Genomic DNA, 18,002 nt, shown 5'->3' on the forward strand with positions numbered 1-18,002 from the left:
ATTGCTCCATCTGCTCTTGCAGCTTCCGGGTCGGCTGGTGGGCGAACCCGCCGGCCGGCCAATCTGTTAGGCGGCGGCCGCCATGGCATTGAGCCGCGCGGCATCGTAACTCTCGCCCGTCGCCATCAGCTTCCAGGCGATGCGGGCAACCTTGTTGGCGAGCGCCACGGCGGCCAGCTTCGGCGGCTTGCGCTTGAGCAGCGCCAGCAGCCAGCGCGACGGATGGCCTCGGCCCCGCCGAACCTGCTGGATGACCGCAGTCGCCCCAACCACGAACAAGCGGCGCAGGTCTTCGTCACCGGCCCGCGTGATCTTGCCGAGCCTGGTCTTGCCGCCGGTGGAATGATCCTTCGGTGTGAGGCCGAGCCAGGCCGCAAAATGCCGGCCGGAGCGGAACGCATGCGGATCGGGCGTCTTCATCACCAGCCGTGTTGCGGTGATCGGGCCGACGGATGGGATCTGCGCCAGACGCCGGCTCAGCGCATCGGCGCGGTGCCAGGCCATCAGCCTAACCTCGAGTTGCTTGAGCTCGGCTTGCAGAGCAGCGTATTGGCGTCCCTGCACCGCAAACACCTCGCGCGCCATGGTGGGCAAGCTCTCGTCCTGCGCGATCCGCGCCAGCAGCGGCTCGATCTTGTCGAGCCCCTTGGGCGCGATCAGGCCGAGCTCCGCCGCATAGCCGCGGATCGCGTTGCTCAGCTGGGTGCGCCGGGCGATCAATCCATCGCGCAGCCCCGCCAGCATCAGCGCGGCCTGTTGCTCGGCCGTCTTGACCGGCACAAAGCGCATGTTCGGCCGGTCCATCGCTTCACATAGCCCTTCTGCATCGCGCCCGTCATTCTTGTTCCGCATCACGTAAGGCTTCACCAATTGCGGGGCCATCAGCCTCACCTCGTGACCGAGCTTGCCAAGCTCCCGCGCCCAATACTGCGAAGCTCCGCAGGCCTCCATCCCGATCACGGTCGGCGGCAATTTGGCGAAGAACTCCAGCACTTGCTTGCGCGATAGCTTCTTGCGCAGCACCACCTGCTCCGCCGCATCAACCCCATGCAGCACAAAAATATGCTTCGACGTATCCATTCCAATGCGGATAATCTCTCCCACGGACGGCTCCTTTGTCTGAGATTTGCAACAACCTCATTCTGGCACACTGATGCCGTAGGGGGCCGTCCACACCATCAACCACAAATGCCAATTGTTGGTGACGCTGGAACGACGAGTCCCTTCAACAAGGTCCGCCGCGGCGTATGGGTCCCTGCTTTCGCAGGGACGACGGGTTGGAGGAAGCCGCAGACTCGCATCACGATTTCGGAATAATGGAATAGTGCCTGTGAGTTGCCCGACGTGTCAAGCCGTCGTGCTGAACGCCGGCGCCGCCGGCTACTTTGCATGGGGTTGTTTTCGATGTTTTGGGTAGCCGGGCTTCCCCCCCGCAAGCGGGAGAGGCGAACAAGATCACAGCAGCAGATCGATCAGATGCGGCAGCAGCGGAATGTCCGCCGGCGGCATCGGGTAGTCGCGCAGCTTGCTGGCGCGGACCCAGGCGAGGTTCTGGCCCTCGCGCGCCACCGCCATGCCCTCCCAGCGGCGGCAGATGTAGAGCGGCATCAGCAAATGGAAGGTCTCGTAGGCATGGCTGGCGAAGGTCAGCGGCGCGAGGCACGGCTCGCTCACGGTGATGCCGATCTCCTCGTGCAGCTCGCGGATCAGGGTCTGTTCCGGCCGCTCGCCGGGCTCGATCTTGCCGCCGGGGAATTCCCACAGCCCCGCCAATGCCTTGCCTTCGGGACGCTGCGCCAGCAGCACGCGCTTGTCGGCGTCGACCAGCGCGCAGGCGACGACGAGGGTCAGCTTGATGTCAGCCATGCAGCACGAATGTTCCTTGTTGTCTTGCAAGGGTTCATTAACCAGCAACGCGCGGTCAGCCAAACGATTTGTGCCTGCGCGCTTTTTCTGCCTTCGCGATAAGCCGGCCTTAATGCGCGGCCGGCAGGGTGAAGGTCCTGATTTATAAGCCCATCATTTTCTTTGCCGATATAACCCATGCGCACCTTGCTCCGGACCGTCAGCCGTTTCCGCCACGATCGCTCCGGCAACATCGCGATGATCTTTGGCCTGGCCCTGCTGCCGATCATGGTCGCGGTCGGATGCGCGGTCGACTATTCCCGCGCCAACCAGATCCGCAGCAAGCTGATATCCGCCGCCGACGCGGCGAGCGTCGGATCGGTCGCCAAGGCATCGCCGGGCTTCATCGCGGCCGGCGCCATGACCTCGGACGGCGAGATTTCGGCCGGCGAGGCCGACGCGAGGAAGATCTTCAACGGCAACATCTTCAACCAGAACGGCTTCACGCTGACCAGCGTGACGCCGACCATGACCAAGAGCGGCAGCGCCATCACCTCGACGGTCCAGTTCACCGCAGATGTCCCGACCATGTTCCTCGGCGTGCTGGGGCGGAGCAAGGTGTCGGTGTCGGGCACCTCGACCTCGACCGCGAACATGCCGCTGTATATCGATTTTTATCTGCTGCTGGACAATTCGCCGTCGATGGGCGTCGGCGCCACGCCGACGGACGTCGCCAAGCTGGTCACGGCCACCACCGGCAACAGCTTCAAGCCGAACGACCAATGCGCCTTCGCCTGCCACGACTACAACGATCCCAACAACTACTACAATCTGGCGAAATCGCTTGGCGTCACGACGCGGATCGACGTGCTTCGCAGCGCGACCCAGCAGTTGATGGATACCGCGGCGGCGACCCAGACCTATTCGAGCCAGTTCCGCATGGCGATCTATGACTTCGGCGCGTCCTCGGCGACCTACGGCTTGCGAAGCCTGTTTTCGCTGTCGTCGAGCCTGTCGAGCGCAAAATCGGCGGCCGGCAACATCGATCTGATGGGCGTCTACGGCAACAACGATTCCTACACCGCGGACAAGGACAGCCAGTTCACCGCGATTTTTCCCCAGATCAACAATGCGATCGCAAACCCGGGCGCGGGCACCTCGTCGGCCCCGCTCAAATATCTGTTCTTCGTATCCGACGGGGTCGCCGACGAGCCGAATTCAGGCTGCCTGAAGCCGATCACCGGCAGCAATCGTTGCCAGTCGCCGATCAATCCGGCGCTCTGCGATGTGATCAAGAAGCGCAACATCAAGATCGCGGTGCTCTACACCACCTATCTGCAGCTGCCGACCAACAACTGGTACATGAGCTGGATCGATCCGTTCAATCAGGGTCCGTTCGGCCCGTCGCCGAACAGCCAGGTCGCGCAGAACATGCAGGCCTGCGCGTCGCCGGGCTTCTATTTCGAGGTCAGCCCGACGCAAGGCATCGCGGATGCGATGAACGCGCTGTTCAAGAAGGCGGTCGCCGACGCGCGGATCTCGAGCTAGCGAAAGCTCACGCTCTCTCTCACCGTCACCCTGAGGAGGCCGCGAAGCGGCCGTCTCGAAGGGTCGACGGCCCGGCTTTCACCACGCGGCGACATCGGGGCCGTGCATCCTTCGAGACGCCGCTTCGCGGCTCCTCAGGATGACGGAAGAATGTCTCACGACCTGTAATCGCCGTTGATCGCGACGTATTCCTTGGTGAGGTCGCAGGTCAGCACGCGGTCTCTCGCCTTGCCGAGGCCGAGCGCGACCTTGATCTGGATCTTCGGCGCCTTCATCGCCTCCGACACCTCTTTCTCATTGTAGGACGGATCGCGCGCGCCGCTCTTGGCGACGCGGATGCCGTTGAAGGAGATCGAGAGCTTGTCGCGGTTGGCGGGTTCGCCGGCCTTGCCGACCGCCATCACCACGCGGCCCCAATTGGCGTCCTCGCCGGCGATCGCGGTCTTCACCAGCGGCGAATTGGCGATCGACATCGCGATCTTGCGCGCCGACGGCTTTGTCGTCGCGCCCTCGACCACGACCTCGACCAGCTTGCGTGCACCCTCGCCGTCGCGTGCCACCTGCTCGGACAGATTGGCGAGGATCTGCTGGAACGCCTTGGTGAAGGCCTTCAGGCGCGGGTCGCTGGCGCGCGAGATCTTCGGTGCGCCGTTGGCGGCTGCAGCGCCGGTCGCAAACGCGAGCAGGGTGTCCGAGGTCGATGTGTCGCCGTCGATGGTCAGCGCATTGAAAGTGTCCTCGACGCCGGCCTTGAGCAGCGATTGCAGCACGGATGCCGACAGCGGCGCGTCGGTGAAGATGAAGGACAGCATGGTCGCCATGTCGGGCATGATCATGCCGGCGCCCTTGGCCATGCCGTTGATGGTCACCTTGGCCTTGCCGAGCTTGACGGTCGCAGTGGCGACCTTCGGGAAGGTATCGGTGGTCATGATCGCCTTCGCCGCGTCCATCCACAGATCGGGGGTCGCGGTCTCCGCGAGCTGCGCCAGCACGCCGTCGAACTTGGTGGCGTCGAGCGGCTCGCCGATCACGCCGGTGGAGGCAAGGAACACGTCCGACGTCGAACAGCCGACCGCCTTCGCCGCGATCTGCGCGGTCAGCGCGGTGGACGACTTGCCGGTCTTGCCGGTGAAGGCGTTGGCGTTGCCGGAATTGACCACCAGCGCGCGCGCAGCTCCGCCCTTCAGCTTGGCGCGGCACCATTCGACCGGCGCCGACGGGCATTTCGATTTGGTGAAGACACCGGCCACCGTGGTGCCCTTGTCCATCAGCGCGAGCAGCACGTCGGTGCGCCCCTTGTAGCGGATGCCGGCGGCAGCGGTCGCAAGCCGCACACCCGCGATCACGGGCATCTCGGGGACGTCAGGCGGGGCGAGGGGGGAGACGGCGGTGGACATGGGAGGCTTCCGGCTACGGGGAGGGAAGCGCTGCATAACATCTCGTCGGCTGAAGCGGGAGAGGGCTGCGATAGTGTCATCAATTGTTCAAGGAAGCCGTAGCCCGGATGGAGCGAAGCGCAATCCGGGACAGGCCCGTCCGCGGTTACAGCGGCCCCGGATTTCGCTTCGCTTCATCCGGGCTACGGTTCACCGCAAAACGCAAATGGCCGGGACATGCCCGGCCATCGCAACTGCAACAATGTTCGAGAAGCTTACTTCTTCGCCGGCGCCATCTTGTTGTCGGCGGGCTTCGGCGCGTCCTTGGCGGCATCCGCCGGCGCCGTCGCGTCCTTGGCCGTCTCGGCCGGCTTGTCCATGCGCTCGACCTTGGCGGCCTCGCGCAGCTTGGCGACATAGTCGGCCTGGGCCTTGCGGGTCACATAGGTCTCGATCTGGGCCTTCACCTGCTCGAAGTCGGGCGCCTTGCGGTTGCGCTTTTCCTCGACCTTGATGATGTGCCAGCCGAATTGCGACTTGACCGGATCGGAGATCTTGCCCGGCTCGAGCGTGAAGGCGACCGCGGAGAATTCCGGCACCATCTGCTCCTTGGTGAAGAAGCCGAGGTCGCCGCCATCGGAGGCGCCGGGATCCTTGGACTTCTTCTTGGCGAGTTCGGCAAAGTCCGCGCCCTTGTCGAGCTCGGCCTTGATCGCCTTGGCCTCATCCTCGGTCTCGACCAGGATGTGGCGGGCGCGCACCTCCTGCTCGCCGGTGATCTGCTTGGAGGCCTCTTCATAGACCTTCTTCATGGCGTCGTCGGTGGTCGCGGCCTTGCCCTCGCTGGCAAGCAGGCTGTCCATCAACAGGCGGTTGCGGGTGAAGGCGAGCCGCTTCTTGAAGTCGTCATTGTTCTCGATCTTCTTGTCCTCGGCGGCCTTGGACACGATCTTCATGTCGATCAGGAAGGACAGCACGTTGTCCTTGCGGGTCGAGGGGTCCATCTGCTGCAGGCTCGGCCCGAGTTCCTCCTCGGCGAGCGCCACGTCGCTGGCATGGATCTCGGAACCGTTCACCTTCGCCAGCACCGGGTCGGATTCCGCGGCGCGGACCGGGAGGCCGGCAGCCAGCACTGCGACAAGACAGCCCGTGGCGGCCAGGGTGGCGAGGCCGAGGCGCAGGCCGGTTTTGGTTTCCGGAGGCGAGGTGGTCATGCAAAATCCTTGGTCTAAAGGGGGGAAGCTCGAGCGGGGCGGACACTCGCCCAATCGTGTTACATTGGCAACGCGAAAGTCTTGTCAAAATGATGAATTCCTTGACATCTTGGCGGCGTTGACAACCCCCCGACCGGGCCATATCTCTGGCCCACCGTGTCAGCGGCGAGAGCGCTTATTTTGCTGCGTTTTTCGCCGTTGAACCCAGGATGGCCTGTTTCCCACTCAATTGGCGGAGGAGCCCCGGGTCGGGGCTCGAACCGTAGCGCGTCACGGTGAGTTGATAGGCAATCCGGCGGACCATCTCAGGCTGTATTCCGAGACTGAAATTCAAGACTGAAATTCAAGACTGAACCAAGACCGAACTCGAGACCGAACAACAGGAATTTCGCATGATCGGCGCGCTCGCCCGCAAGTTTTTCGGCTCCTCCAACGACCGTCGGGTCAAGGGGTATCAGTCCCGCGTCAGCGCCATCAACGCCCTGGAGGGTGAGCTCGTCAAACTGACGGACGACCAGCTCAAGGCCCGCACCGCCGAATTCAAGCAGCAGCTCGCCAGCGGCAAGACGCTCGACGACCTCCTGGTTCCGGCCTTCGCCACGGTGCGCGAGGCGGCCAAGCGGACGCTCGGCCAGCGCCATTTCGACGTCCAGCTGATCGGCGGCATGGTGCTGCACGAGGGCGACATCGCCGAGATGAAGACCGGCGAAGGCAAGACGCTGGTTGCGACGCTCGCGGTCTACCTCAACGCGCTCGCCGGCAAGGGCGTCCATGTCGTCACCGTCAACGACTACCTCGCCCGCCGCGACTCCGGCTGGATGGGCCAGATCTATTCGTTCCTGGGGCTGACCACCGGCGTGATCGTGCACGGGCTCGACGACGCCGAGCGCAAGGCCGCCTATGCCTGCGACATCACCTACGGCACCAACAACGAATACGGCTTCGACTATCTGCGCGACAACATGAAGTACCGCCTGGAGGACATGGTCCAGCGCGAGCATTTCTACGCGATCGTCGACGAAGTGGACTCCATCCTGATCGACGAAGCGCGCACGCCGCTGATCATCTCCGGCCCGCTCGACGATCGTTCGGATTTCTACAACACCATCGACACCTTCATGCCGAAGCTCGTCAAGAAGGACGACTACGAGGTCGACGAGAAGCAGCGCACGGTGACGCTGACCGAAGGCGGTATGGAGAAGCTGGAGAACCTGCTGCGCGACGCCGGCCAGCTCAAGGGTGACTCGTTGTACGACGTCGAGAACGTCTCCGTAGTGCATCACGTCAACCAGGCGCTGCGCGCACACACGCTGTTCACGCGCGACAAGGATTACATCGTCCGCGACGACGAGCTCGTCATCATCGACGAGTTCACCGGACGCATGATGCAGGGCCGGCGCTATTCGGAAGGCCTGCACCAGGCACTGGAAGCCAAGGAGCACGTCACCGTCCAGCCCGAGAACCAGACGCTGGCCTCGATCACCTTCCAGAACTATTTCCGGATGTACCAGAAGCTGTCCGGCATGACCGGCACGGCGCTGACCGAAGCCGACGAACTGTTCGACATCTACAAGCTCGAGGTTGTCGAGATCCCGACCAACCTGCCGGTGGCGCGCCTCGACGAGGACGACGAGGTCTACCGCACCCAGAACGAGAAGTACGGCGCAATCCTTGCCGAGATCGAGCGCGCCAACAAGCGGCTGCAGCCGGTGCTGGTCGGCACGGCGTCGATCGAGAAGTCGGAAGTGCTGGCCGAGTACCTCAAGAAGCACGGCTACAAGCAGATCGATTTCACCTCCGAGTCCGGCATGGAGAAGCTCTACGCCGCGGCGCGCGCGGGCAAGCCGGCGAAACTGTTCGCGGTGCTGAACGCCCGCTTCCACGAGCAGGAAGCCTATATCGTCGCGGAAGCCGGCGTGCCGGGCGCGATCACGATCGCGACCAACATGGCCGGCCGCGGCACCGACATCAAGCTCGGCGGCTCGCTCGAGATGCGGATCCAGCAGGAGACCGCCGCGATCACCGACGAGGCCGAGAAGGCCAAGAAGATCGAGCTGATCAAGGCCGACATCGAGCGCTTCCGCGAGATCGTGCTGAAGGCGGAAGAGGATTTCGAGGTCGAGCCCGCCAAGGGCAACAAGCCCGCCAAGACCGTGAAGAAGCCGGGCGGCCTCTACATCATCGGCTCCGAGCGCCACGAATCCCGCCGCATCGACAACCAGCTGCGCGGCCGTTCTGGCCGTCAGGGCGACCCCGGCCGCTCGAAGTTCTTCCTGTCGCTGGAAGACGATCTGATGCGCATCTTCGGCTCCGACCGGCTCGACAGCATGCTGCAGCGGCTCGGCCTGCAGGAAGGCGAGGCGATCATCCATCCGTGGATCAACAAGGCGCTCGAGAAGGCCCAGCAGAAGGTCGAGGCGCGCAACTTCGACATCCGCAAGAACCTCTTGAAGTTCGACAACGTCCAGAACGACCAGCGCAAGGTGATCTTCGACCAGCGCATCGACCTGATGAAGGACGACAGCGTCGTCGAGACCGTGACCGACATGCGTCATGCCTTCATCGAGGACGTCGTCGCCAAGCACATCCCCGAGCACGCTTACGCCGAGCAGTGGGACACCGCGGGCCTCAAGGAAGAGTTGAAGCGCGTGCTCGATGTCGATTTGCCGGTCGACGAATGGGCCAAGGAAGAGGGCATCGCAGACGAGGAACTGCTGACGCGCGTCGAGAATCACGTCGACGAGCGCATGGCGGCGAAGGTCGCGCAATGGGGCCCCGACGTGATGCGTTACGTCGAGAAGACCATCCTGTTGCAGACGCTCGACCATCTCTGGCGCGAGCACCTGATCATGCTCGATCATCTGCGCCAGGTGATCGGCCTGCGCGGCTACGGCCAGCGCGATCCGTTGCAGGAGTACAAGACCGAAGCCTTCAATCTCTTCCAGGAGATGAGCGCGCATCTGCGCGAGGCGGTCACCGCCCAGCTGATGCGGGTCGAGATCGTGCCGCCGGAGGAGCCGCCGATGCCGCTGCCGCCGATGGAAGCGCACAAGCTCGATCCCAACACCGGCGAGGACGAGTTCGCCCAGGCCCGCCTGACCGAGGCCACCTACGCCCAGGCCTCGCTGGCGCCGGGGATGCCCGCCGCCGACCGCAATCCGAATGACCCGGCAAGCTGGGGCAAGGTCGGCCGCAACGAGGACTGCCCCTGCGGCTCAGGCAAGAAGTACAAGCATTGCCACGGGCGGTACGCGTAAGGCCGTCCGGAGCGCGGACGCGGCGGGCGAATGGCCCGCCGGTCGAGGGTTCGGGGTCATGGCTGCAGATAGATCCGATTGATGTAGGATCGAGCCACGCCAAAACAGCTTGATGAACCGGTAGTCGTCGAAGTTGCGATGAAATTCTCGGCATGCTCGGGCTTGGCGTCCGCGCGCGGCATAGACCACCACACCGACATCAGCGCGATGGTCGGCGTCGCCCGCAGGATTGCCGCGGCGGCGGCCAGCACGTCCGGGTTCTTGGCGATCGCAAACACACGCGGGGCGCGGGCCACGATGTTGGGAGAATAGTTCGCGACGTGGGTTTCCGGCCGCGGTTCGCAGGGAAGCGAAACGGACCGAGGTGTGACCGGTGCAGGTCGAAGCAATCCTTGCCGCTGAAATAGCGCAGCGTGTCGGCGACCCAGCCCAGCTGGGTGATGCGGCGATTTGCAGTGTCTGAAAGTGCATGACATCTCTGGCGGTGATCGCCTTCCTGGAAATCGCACTTCCTTCGAAATGACGTGAGTATCGCCGTCCGGCTTCTTGGAAATTTCGCCTTCCGAAATTCGTCCCACGCATTCAAGAGTTGCATGACTTGGCGTCGGCTGATTCTATGTCGTTGAGCTTCAGATGTTTGAATGCCGGATTCGCGCGGCTACAAGTGATGCCTCGAACCGCGTGCCGGCCTCTGCGACTTGGAATGCCTGATGTTACATACTCCCGCCTTTTCCCTCGTCCTGTTCAGTTGGCTGAGGCAAATCGGGGAAATCCTGCTTCTGGTTGGGTTGAGCGGCGAAGTCGCGCTTCTGGTCCTCGGGATTTCGAAAGGCGCCTGGGAGCGAGGGTTGGCGATTACATTTGCCGTTCTCGTCCTGGTCGGCTGTGGCCTCGAATGGTGGGCCGATAGTCCGAGGACGTTCGGCCCTGCGTCGCAACAGCGCGTTGCCAATACCCTCAAGGAGTTTCGCGGCACTCCGTTCGACTTCTCGGTCGAGCTTGACCCCGAAGCGGTTGCATTGATGGAAGATGTCGCCCAAGCGCTCGATGCCGCCGGCTGGAAGAGACAAGCCGTTGCGCAGGGCTCTGGATATATCCCGCCGGGACAGCCCGCGGCCGGCATTGTCGTGCTCAAAGGAGTCGAAGTGCAGATCGCCCAATCGCGACAGTCCGATTGGGGTGACGCTGGTAAGCCGGCGGCAATCCTGCTGCACGCCATGCGGAATGAAGGATTGACCGCCTTCGTGAAGCAGGTGCCGGACAGTCAAGAAAGCACCGACGCGATCCATATCAAGATTGGCGCCAAGCCCTGACAAGCACGCATCCGCTCGCGTGACGACAAAGGCCGGCATCAGCGCGCGACCGTCGATTGGCTAGAGCCTTTCCCGTTCCGATCGAATCGGAACCGGGCTCTAGCTTCTTGCCTTGACGCGCTTTCTTCACGCAAACCGGCGTCCACTTCGCTCGAAAACGCTCTAGTCTAGCCGATCGTATTGAAGAGGCGCAAAATCCATGTCGTTTGGTACACGAGGGTGCCAAGAACGAAAATGGCGTGAAACCTTCGATTGCTGGTCAGAACGGCAACCACGGACAGGACGATGAGAACCGGCGTTCGAAAAACATACTCATGGCCAAATTGAGCGAAGTGGGCTTCTCCCTTCAAGAGAGTGTCGACGACATCGAGGATGTAAGTGAGGGCGAGCAGGCCGAAGAACCACATTCGTCGTGAATAGAAATACTCTTCGTAATTGCGATAGCCATCCATCGAGTCCGGAAAGAGCATCGCGCAGATCAAGAACAAGACAATCGCGTACCCGATCAGAAACAGGTACGTCCCGAAGGTCCAATGCTCGATCTTGAAAAGACCGAATTCCCACCACCAGAAGTGAACGAGCATCAAGAGCGCGACGAGGACCCAGGCGAGATGCGCGGGATAAACGCGGTATTGCTTGGGGTGCTGGACGATGCGGGCCACCCCGGACAAAAGACGTGTAACCCCCAGCCCGACGACCATACCCAATACGATTCGTATATGCGGGAAGATATCGTGGGCCGTAACTATCTTATCCATCCGATTCCTGGTGCTGGTTTGCAGAATAGATACGCCAGGAAACGGTCCAAGGCGACCGCCCTCTCCGCCATCGATTTCCCAAGCATCTGGATCCGCCCAAGGGCATTGAGTTGTAGGAATCGCTTGAGCGCGCAGTGGTACAGGAGCGCGCTCGATGTGGTCCGTTGCATGGCGGCAGGGTTGGTGTTGTCCGGTACGTCCGCACCGCAGCCGCGGACCTGCTTTCAGCGGAGAAGACCCGGTGCGCCCAGTTGCCGCAGACGACGCGGCGGGCGATTGGCCCGCCCGTCGAAGCCGCATCACTGTGAGCCGGCGAACGCTCTGTCGAGATCGGCGATGATGATCTTCTGCATCTTCAGCATCGCCTGCATCGCGCGATCGGCCGCCTTGCGGTCGGGATCGCCGAGATAGCGGCTCAACGCGGTCGGGATCACCTGCCAGGACAGGCCGAAGCGGTCCTTGAGCCAGCCGCAGCGCGATTCCTGGCCGCCGTCGGTGAGCTTCTCCCAGAAGTAATCCACCTGCTCCTGGGTCTCGACGCTGAGGAAGAACGACACCGCCTCGTTGAACTTGTGCTGCGGCCCGCCATTCAGCGCGTAGAACCGCTGCCCCTCGAGCTCAAAACTCGCCATGAAGTCGCTGACGGTCTCGATCTCGGCGTTCGGGAACACCGATTTGTAGAAGGCGACGGCGTCGCGGACGTTGTTGTCGAGCCAGAGGAACGGCGTGATCGAAGTCATGACGGGGGAATCCTTGTGATCGATGAGGAGGATGAGCCGGAACCGCGCGCGCAGCGTTAGCGCATTCGAAGGACGAGCCCGCGACCGGCGCTCCGACATGTTGACCGGACTTTTTGTTGGAGCCTCCCGGATGGGTGTCTGTCGGCGAGGCGGCATTTTCGCGATTTTGGGTTCCCGGGTAACCCCGCGCTAAGCCCGCCGATGGTCCGGCCACTACCCAAAGTCGGAGTTGGCTCGTCCAATCAATCACTTGTTAGTGCTCTGTGCTCCAATATTGCCGGGCGCGTGGGGTGAGCCGCCAACGCGCATCAAAGCGTCTCTTTGGTCAAGGCTCGATCCGGAGGCCGCGCCTTGCAGACCGCGACGACTATGCCCGGCCGCTACTATCCGGCGATCTTCGTGCTGGCGTCGGCCACGCTGGCCTATCAGATCCTCATCACCCGCTTCTTCAGCGTGATGGTGCACTACCACTTCGCTTTCGGGGCCATCGCGCTTGCGATGTTCGGGCTGACGCGCGGTGCAATGAAGGTCTATGAGGATTCCACCCGTTATGCGCCGGAGCGTGTGGCGCCGGAATTTGCCCGTCACGCCGCGCGGTTCGCGATCAGCGGCGTCGTCGTCATGTGCGCCTTTCTGTATGCGCCGCTGGTCGTGCCTGGCGCATATGCCATGTCTGCGCTCGCCGTGGTGGCGCTGGCTTTCACCATTCCGTTCGCCGAGGGCGGCATCTGCATCACGCTTCTCCTGACCCGGCTGCCCAATGTCGGCGGCTGGCTTTACGCTGCCGATCTGGTCGGCGCCGCGGTCGGATGCCTCGGCATCATCTTCGTGCTGCTGGTGATCGATCCGGTCAGCGCGACGCTGTGGATCGGCGCCTGCGCCGCGGCCGTCGGCTGGTTCGTGGTCGGTCACGGCGAAGGCCGAAGCGATGTGCGCCTGAGCCGCAACGCCGCGCTTGGTCTCGCCGCGCTCGCCGCGGTTCACACCGCGCTTGCCGCCACCGGCAGCAGCCATCTTGGCGTGATCTGGGCCAAGGGCACCGAGCAGACCGGAACTTTGTTCGAGCGCTGGAACACCTATTCGCGCATCCGCGTGACCGATCTCGGGCTCACGATTCCGTTCGGCTGGTCGTTCTCGCGCACCCCGGATACCAGGATCGAGCAGCTCTATCTCGACATCGATGCCGACGCAGCGACGCCGATCACCCGCTTCTCCGGTGATCTGACCAAGGTTTCCTATCTCAAGGACGATGTCATCAACGCGCCCTATCTGGTGCAGCAACGGCCGGGGGACGTGGCCGTGGTCGGCGTCGGCGGCGGCCGCGACATCCTCTCCGGCCTCTATTTCGGCGCGCAGCGAATTCACGGCATCGAAATCAATCCTGCGATCTTCGAAGTGCTGACCGACAAATTCGCCGATTATTCGGGCCATCTCCATCGCCAGCCCGGCGTGTCGCTGGTCAATGCCGAAGCGCGCAGTTACATCAACCACTCGCCCGATCGCTACGACCTGATCCAGATCTCGCTGATCGACACCTGGGCCGCTACCGCAGCCGGCGGGCTGACGCTGACCGAGAACCGGCTCTACACCGTCGAGGCGTGGGACGATTTCTTCCGCGCGCTGAAGCCGGGCGGCATGCTCTCGGTGTCGCGCTGGTACGAACCAACGGTCTATCGCGGCGAATTCTATCGCCTGATTGCGATCGCGGCCGAGGCGCTGCAGCATCAGGGCGTGCCGATGACCGAACTGTCGCAGCATGTGATTGCGGCGAATGTCGGCAGCGTCGTCACGGTCATGACCCGGCCCGAGGCGTTCACGGCGGCGCAATGGCAGGGCGCGCGCGAGCGGCTGGAAGCACGGGGATTCAAGCTGCTGCTCGGGCCTGACATCGCGTATGACAATGTCACTTCGGCTCTTCTATCGGGCAAGGCCGACCAGCGCTTCCTTGATTCATTGCCGGTAAACATCGCGGCCTCGACCGACGACAAGCCATTCTTCTTCTATACCGCGCGACTTGGCGATCTGTTCCTCAAGAACGGCTTCGAGGCGCAGAACAACGCAGCGCTCGGCATCATCAAATGGGTGCTCGTCTTCCAGCTCGGCATCTGCATCTTCTACATCGGCATTCCCTTCGCGCGCCTGATGCGGCGGATGCCGGTGGCCACACTGGTGCCGCCGGTTTCCTATTTCGCCGCGATCGGCATGGGTTTCATGCTGATCGAGATTTCGCAGATGCAACGGCTGATGGTGTTCCTCGGCCACCCGGTCTACGGGCTCAGCGTCGTGCTGTTCACGATCCTGCTGTTCGGTGGCATCGGCAGCGCCACGGTGGGGGCCGCGCCTTCGCGGCCGGCCATGTTGATCGCTCGCCTCGTGGCGCTGGCCGCAACGCTGGTGGCCGCAGGCCTGCTGACGCCGGCCGTCACCGCTTGGGCGCGCTCGGCGCCGACCGACATCCGCATCCTGGTGTCGGTCGCGCTGTTGGCGCCGCCGGCTTTCTGCATGGGCATGATGTTCCCGCTGGGCCTCGGCATCTGGCGGCGGCATGACGGGCTGCTGCCGTTCTTCTGGAGCACCAACGGCATCACTTCGATGCTTGCGTCCGTGCTCGGCATGGCGCTGTCGATCCAGTTCGGCATCACCACGACATTCGCACTCGGCGTCTGCTGCTATGTGGTGTGCGCGATCTTGATCGTCGGCAACCGGCTGGCCCATCCGGTCGCTGATACCGCCCTCACGCCGGTGCGGCCGGCCGGACTGGTGGCGCAGGACGAGGTGGCGTCGTAGCGGAGGCTGTTGCCTCAGTTGGCGCTGCCGATCAGGCTTTCCAGCAGACGCTTGAGTTCGGTGGTCGACTTGTCGCCATAGCTCTCGACGATGTGCTCTTCCTGGCTCACCGCCAGCGAGTTCAGCCGGCGGCACAGCGCCTTGCCGCGGTCGGAGACGAACATCAGCACCTTGCGGCGATCCTTCGGATCCTGCACGCGATAGACCAGCGCATCCGACACCATGCGGTCGATCATCTTGGTCAGCGTCGGATGGTTGAGCAGCACCGCGTCGGCAAGCTCGCCCATCGAGTGTCCGTTGCCGTCGGACAGCACTTTGAGGATGCGCCACTGCTCGACCGGCACGCCTTCCTTGGCCAGCCGCGTCTCCAACTGCCGGTTGATCTCCCGGTTGGCTTGCGCGAGCAGGTAGGTGAGGTGTTCGGTGATCGGGGAATTTTCTTTCGGCGGTTTAGCCACGGCGTGAGACCTGGTTCCTGACCCGGTGAATGAATGTCCGGCAACTCATGCCATTTCTATATGCACTTCAATTGTTGAATATTCAATATTTTCCCCTAGAATATTCCCCCAACCAAGGGGCGGATGCCGTGACCGCCCGCTGGCTGCGTTGCGTACTGCTTCCCAGACAGGAGTTGGCGTGCTCTCGACGGTCTCCTTCCAGGCGTATGGCGGCATGCCCGTCGCGCCGCCGCACCTGTTTCGAAATCCGTCGTCCTGCGCGGCCGATCTCGCTTTGACCGTCAAGCCGGGCTCCTCGCGCCGTGGCGGCACCGACAGCAAGCTTAGAATCGGCAATTTCATCACCTTCTCCGGCGCGCCCGGGATCTGGGGGCCGATTTCGGCCAACAGCGTCATGCTCGCGGTCGCCGAGATCAACCGGCGCGGCGGCATCCGCGGCCGCGAGGTCGAATTGTCGATGTACGACGCCGGCGGGCCGATCGAGGAGGTGGTGCGCCGCGCCGAGCGGGCGATCGCGTTCGACGAGATCGACGTGATCATGGGCTCGCATATCTCGGCGGTCCGCCTCGCGCTGCGCAAGGTCACGGCCGGCCGCATCCCCTATGTCTACACGCCGGTTTATGAGGGCGGCGAGCGGACGCTAGGGGTGATGGCGATCGGCGAGACGCCGCGCGCCGAAAGCCGCCCGGCGATCCACTGGCTCACCGAGGTCAAGAAGGCGCAGCGCTGGTACCTGATCGGCAGCGACTATGTCTGGCCCTGGCAATCGCATCGCGCGGTGAAGCGCTACATCAAGGAGGCCGGCGGACAGGTGGTCGGCGAGGAATTCGTCCCGCTCGGCGAGGACGATCACGAGCCGCATCTGGCGCGGATTCGCGCAGCCCAGCCTGATGTCGTGCTGATCACCCTGATCGGCACCGACAGCATCACCTTCAACCGCGCCTTCGCCGACGCAGGACTCGCCGCCACCACGCTGCGCTATGCGGGTGCGATGGACGAGACCGTGCTGCTCGGCATCGGGCCGGACGCGACCGAGAACCTGTTCTGCGCCTCCGGCTATTTCGGCTGCGTCGATTCGCGCGCCAATGACGAGTTCCAGAGCAGCTACCGCGCGATGTTCGGCTCGCACGCGCCGCCGATCGGCTCGGTCGGGCAATCCAACTATGAGGGGATGCGCTTTCTCGAAGCGGCGGCCAACCGGGCCCGCTCGCTGTCGACGGGGCCGTTGTCCGCTGCGGCGCGCAACCTCGTCTACAGCGGCGCCCGCGGCATCGTGACCATTCGCGACGGCCGTGCCGAAATGCCGATCTATCTTGCCGAGGCCGACGGTCTCGACTTCAATGTGATCAAGACGATCTAGAAGCGTTCTCGAGCGAAGTGGGTACCGGTTCGCGTGAAGAGAACGCGCCAAAACAGGAGCTAATGGCACCGTCGCCCGTGGGGGCGATGCCGTGAGCGGCGTGCCGGTGCCGGACAGGAGCAGGTGTGCATTCGACGCCCAACGTCATGGCAAGAAACCTCCCGTTCCCGCCGTCCCTGCTGTTCAGGAACCTGGCATCGGCGGCGTCGGATCGCGTGCTTGCGCCAATGGATCGTGGCGGGTTCGGTCCGCGCGGCGCGCGCAACCGGCTGCGGATCGGCGGCTTCGTCTGTTGCTCCGGTTCGCCCGGGATGTGGGGGCCGGCTGCGACCTCGACCGCGCAACTCGCCGTTGCGGAAATCAACCGGCGCGGCGGCATCCTCGGCCGCGAGATCGAGTTCCAGGTCTACGACGCCGGCGGACCGATCGACGAGGTGCTCGACCGCGCCGAGCAGGCGATCGCGTTCGACGAGGTCGATCTCATCATGGGCATGCACACCAGCGCGGTGCGTGTCGCGCTGCGTCACCTCATCACCCGCAGCAAGATCCCCTACATCTACACGCCGGTCTATGAGGGCGGCGAGCGGACGCCGGGCGTCATCGCGATCGGCGAGACGCCGCGCTGGCAGAACCGGCCGTCGATCCACTGGCTGGCCGAGGCGAAGCGCGCCAAACGCTGGTACCTGATCGGCAGCGACTATGTCTGGCCCTGGCAGTCGCATCGTGCGGTGAAGCGCTACATCAAGGAGACCGGGGGCCTCGTGGTCGGCGAGGAGTTCGTGCCGGTCGGCGAGGACGATCACGCGGCGCATCTGGAGCGGATCCGCGCAGCGAAGCCCGATGTCGTGCTGATCTCGCTGATCGGCACCGACAGCGTGACCTTCAACCGCGCCTTCGCCGACGCCGGGCTCGCCACCACCACGCTGCGCTTTGCCGGCTGTTTCGACGAAACGGCGCTGCTCGGCATCGGCGCCGACAAGACCGAGAACCTGTTCTGCGCCTCCGGCTATTTCCCCTCGGTCGGCTCGCAGGCCGGCGACGATTTCAGGGACCGCTATCGCGCGATGTTCGGGGCGTTCGCGCCGCCGGTCGGTTCCTGCGGCGAGTCCGCCTATGAAGGCTTCTGCCTGTTGGAGGCTGCCGCCAACCGCGCCGGCTCGCTGGACCTGCGCCCGCTGCTCGCGGCCGCCGACAACCTCGTCTATCGCGGCCCGCGCGGTCCGGTCACGGTTCGCAATGGCCACGCCAGGATGCCGATGTATCTGGCTGAAGCCGACGGCCTCGACTTCAGGGTGATCAAGGCGATCTGACGCCGGATACGACAGCCTGCCGAACCGATCCGTGAA

15 protein-coding genes are annotated in these 18,002 nt (G+C 63.7%); 6 read left to right on the plus strand and 9 right to left on the minus strand.

Annotation, left to right across the window (positions count from 1 at the left end; translation table 11 throughout):
- Positions 1-66: 66 nt before the first annotated feature.
- The 3 genes from ACE10Z_RS01685 to ACE10Z_RS01695 form a co-directional block, all read right to left on the minus strand.
- A complete protein-coding gene (locus tag ACE10Z_RS01685; protein ID WP_375784156.1) occupies positions 67-1,104 on the minus strand; it encodes an IS110 family transposase in 1,038 nt (345 codons plus the stop codon).
- A 351-nt stretch (positions 1,105-1,455) separates the two neighbouring features.
- The gene (locus ACE10Z_RS01690) at positions 1,456-1,866 is read right to left on the minus strand and encodes a (deoxy)nucleoside triphosphate pyrophosphohydrolase (RefSeq protein ID WP_176528513.1); all 411 of its coding nucleotides are present in this window, start codon (positions 1,864-1,866) and stop codon (positions 1,456-1,458) included.
- Positions 1,848-2,045 carry a hypothetical protein gene (locus ACE10Z_RS01695; protein ID WP_375786403.1) on the minus strand — a complete coding sequence of 66 codons (198 nt, stop codon included), beginning with the start codon at positions 2,043-2,045 and terminating at the stop codon, positions 1,848-1,850. The genes ACE10Z_RS01690 and ACE10Z_RS01695 overlap by 19 nt, the downstream gene beginning before the upstream one ends.
- Between ACE10Z_RS01695 and ACE10Z_RS01700 the strand changes: the two genes are divergently transcribed.
- The gene (locus ACE10Z_RS01700; protein ID WP_375786404.1) at positions 2,044-3,393 is read left to right on the plus strand and encodes a TadE/TadG family type IV pilus assembly protein; all 1,350 of its coding nucleotides are present in this window, start codon (positions 2,044-2,046) and stop codon (positions 3,391-3,393) included. The genes ACE10Z_RS01695 and ACE10Z_RS01700 overlap by 2 nt on opposite strands.
- 155 nt (positions 3,394-3,548) lie before the next feature.
- Here ACE10Z_RS01700 and argJ read toward each other — a convergent pair whose 3' ends face one another.
- Both argJ and ACE10Z_RS01710 read right to left on the minus strand, forming a co-directional pair.
- Positions 3,549-4,790: a bifunctional glutamate N-acetyltransferase/amino-acid acetyltransferase ArgJ gene (gene argJ, locus ACE10Z_RS01705; RefSeq protein WP_375786405.1), complete on the minus strand. Its 1,242-nt coding sequence runs from the start codon at positions 4,788-4,790 to the stop codon at positions 3,549-3,551.
- A 254-nt stretch (positions 4,791-5,044) separates the two neighbouring features.
- Positions 5,045-5,983, minus strand: coding sequence for a peptidylprolyl isomerase (locus ACE10Z_RS01710; protein ID WP_097671099.1), 939 nt, complete (start codon positions 5,981-5,983; stop codon positions 5,045-5,047).
- 392 nt (positions 5,984-6,375) lie between these two features.
- On the opposite strand from ACE10Z_RS01710, the gene secA reads away from it, so the two are divergent.
- Positions 6,376-9,240 carry a preprotein translocase subunit SecA gene (gene secA / locus ACE10Z_RS01715; RefSeq protein ID WP_375786406.1) on the plus strand — a complete coding sequence of 955 codons (2,865 nt, stop codon included), beginning with the start codon at positions 6,376-6,378 and terminating at the stop codon, positions 9,238-9,240.
- Between the two features lie 56 nt (positions 9,241-9,296).
- Here the strand turns inward: secA and ACE10Z_RS01720 are convergent, their stop codons facing one another.
- Positions 9,297-9,518: a hypothetical protein gene (locus tag ACE10Z_RS01720; RefSeq protein WP_375786407.1), complete on the minus strand. Its 222-nt coding sequence runs from the start codon at positions 9,516-9,518 to the stop codon at positions 9,297-9,299.
- A 432-nt stretch (positions 9,519-9,950) separates the two neighbouring features.
- Here ACE10Z_RS01720 and ACE10Z_RS01725 point away from each other — a divergent pair, with 432 nt between their 5' ends.
- Positions 9,951-10,553, plus strand: coding sequence for a hypothetical protein (locus tag ACE10Z_RS01725; protein WP_375786408.1), 603 nt, complete (start codon positions 9,951-9,953; stop codon positions 10,551-10,553).
- Between the two features lie 167 nt (positions 10,554-10,720).
- Here ACE10Z_RS01725 and ACE10Z_RS01730 read toward each other — a convergent pair whose 3' ends face one another.
- Both ACE10Z_RS01730 and ACE10Z_RS01735 read right to left on the minus strand, forming a co-directional pair.
- Positions 10,721-11,311 carry a hypothetical protein gene (locus tag ACE10Z_RS01730; RefSeq protein WP_375786409.1) on the minus strand — a complete coding sequence of 197 codons (591 nt, stop codon included), beginning with the start codon at positions 11,309-11,311 and terminating at the stop codon, positions 10,721-10,723.
- Positions 11,312-11,610: 299 nt separating this feature from the next.
- A complete protein-coding gene (locus ACE10Z_RS01735; RefSeq protein ID WP_375786410.1) occupies positions 11,611-12,051 on the minus strand; it encodes a VOC family protein in 441 nt (146 codons plus the stop codon).
- Positions 12,052-12,402: 351 nt separating this feature from the next.
- Here ACE10Z_RS01735 and ACE10Z_RS01740 point away from each other — a divergent pair, with 351 nt between their 5' ends.
- Positions 12,403-14,838 carry a hypothetical protein gene (locus ACE10Z_RS01740; RefSeq protein ID WP_375786411.1) on the plus strand — a complete coding sequence of 812 codons (2,436 nt, stop codon included), beginning with the start codon at positions 12,403-12,405 and terminating at the stop codon, positions 14,836-14,838.
- A 14-nt stretch (positions 14,839-14,852) separates the two neighbouring features.
- On the opposite strand, the gene ACE10Z_RS01745 is transcribed toward ACE10Z_RS01740, so the two are convergent.
- The gene (locus ACE10Z_RS01745) at positions 14,853-15,296 is read right to left on the minus strand and encodes a MarR family winged helix-turn-helix transcriptional regulator (protein WP_038387042.1); all 444 of its coding nucleotides are present in this window, start codon (positions 15,294-15,296) and stop codon (positions 14,853-14,855) included.
- A 178-nt stretch (positions 15,297-15,474) separates the two neighbouring features.
- Here ACE10Z_RS01745 and ACE10Z_RS01750 point away from each other — a divergent pair, with 178 nt between their 5' ends.
- Entirely contained in the window at positions 15,475-16,656 is a 1,182-nt protein-coding gene (locus ACE10Z_RS01750; protein WP_375786412.1) for a substrate-binding domain-containing protein, read from the plus strand.
- A gap of 146 nt (positions 16,657-16,802) precedes the next feature.
- The gene (locus tag ACE10Z_RS01755; protein WP_375786413.1) at positions 16,803-17,966 is read left to right on the plus strand and encodes a substrate-binding domain-containing protein; all 1,164 of its coding nucleotides are present in this window, start codon (positions 16,803-16,805) and stop codon (positions 17,964-17,966) included.
- Positions 17,967-18,002 lie beyond the last annotated feature (36 nt).

The sequence above is a fragment of the Bradyrhizobium sp. Pha-3 genome, assembly GCF_042258615.1.
In the GTDB taxonomy this organism is placed as follows: Bacteria; Pseudomonadota; Alphaproteobacteria; order Rhizobiales; family Xanthobacteraceae; genus Bradyrhizobium.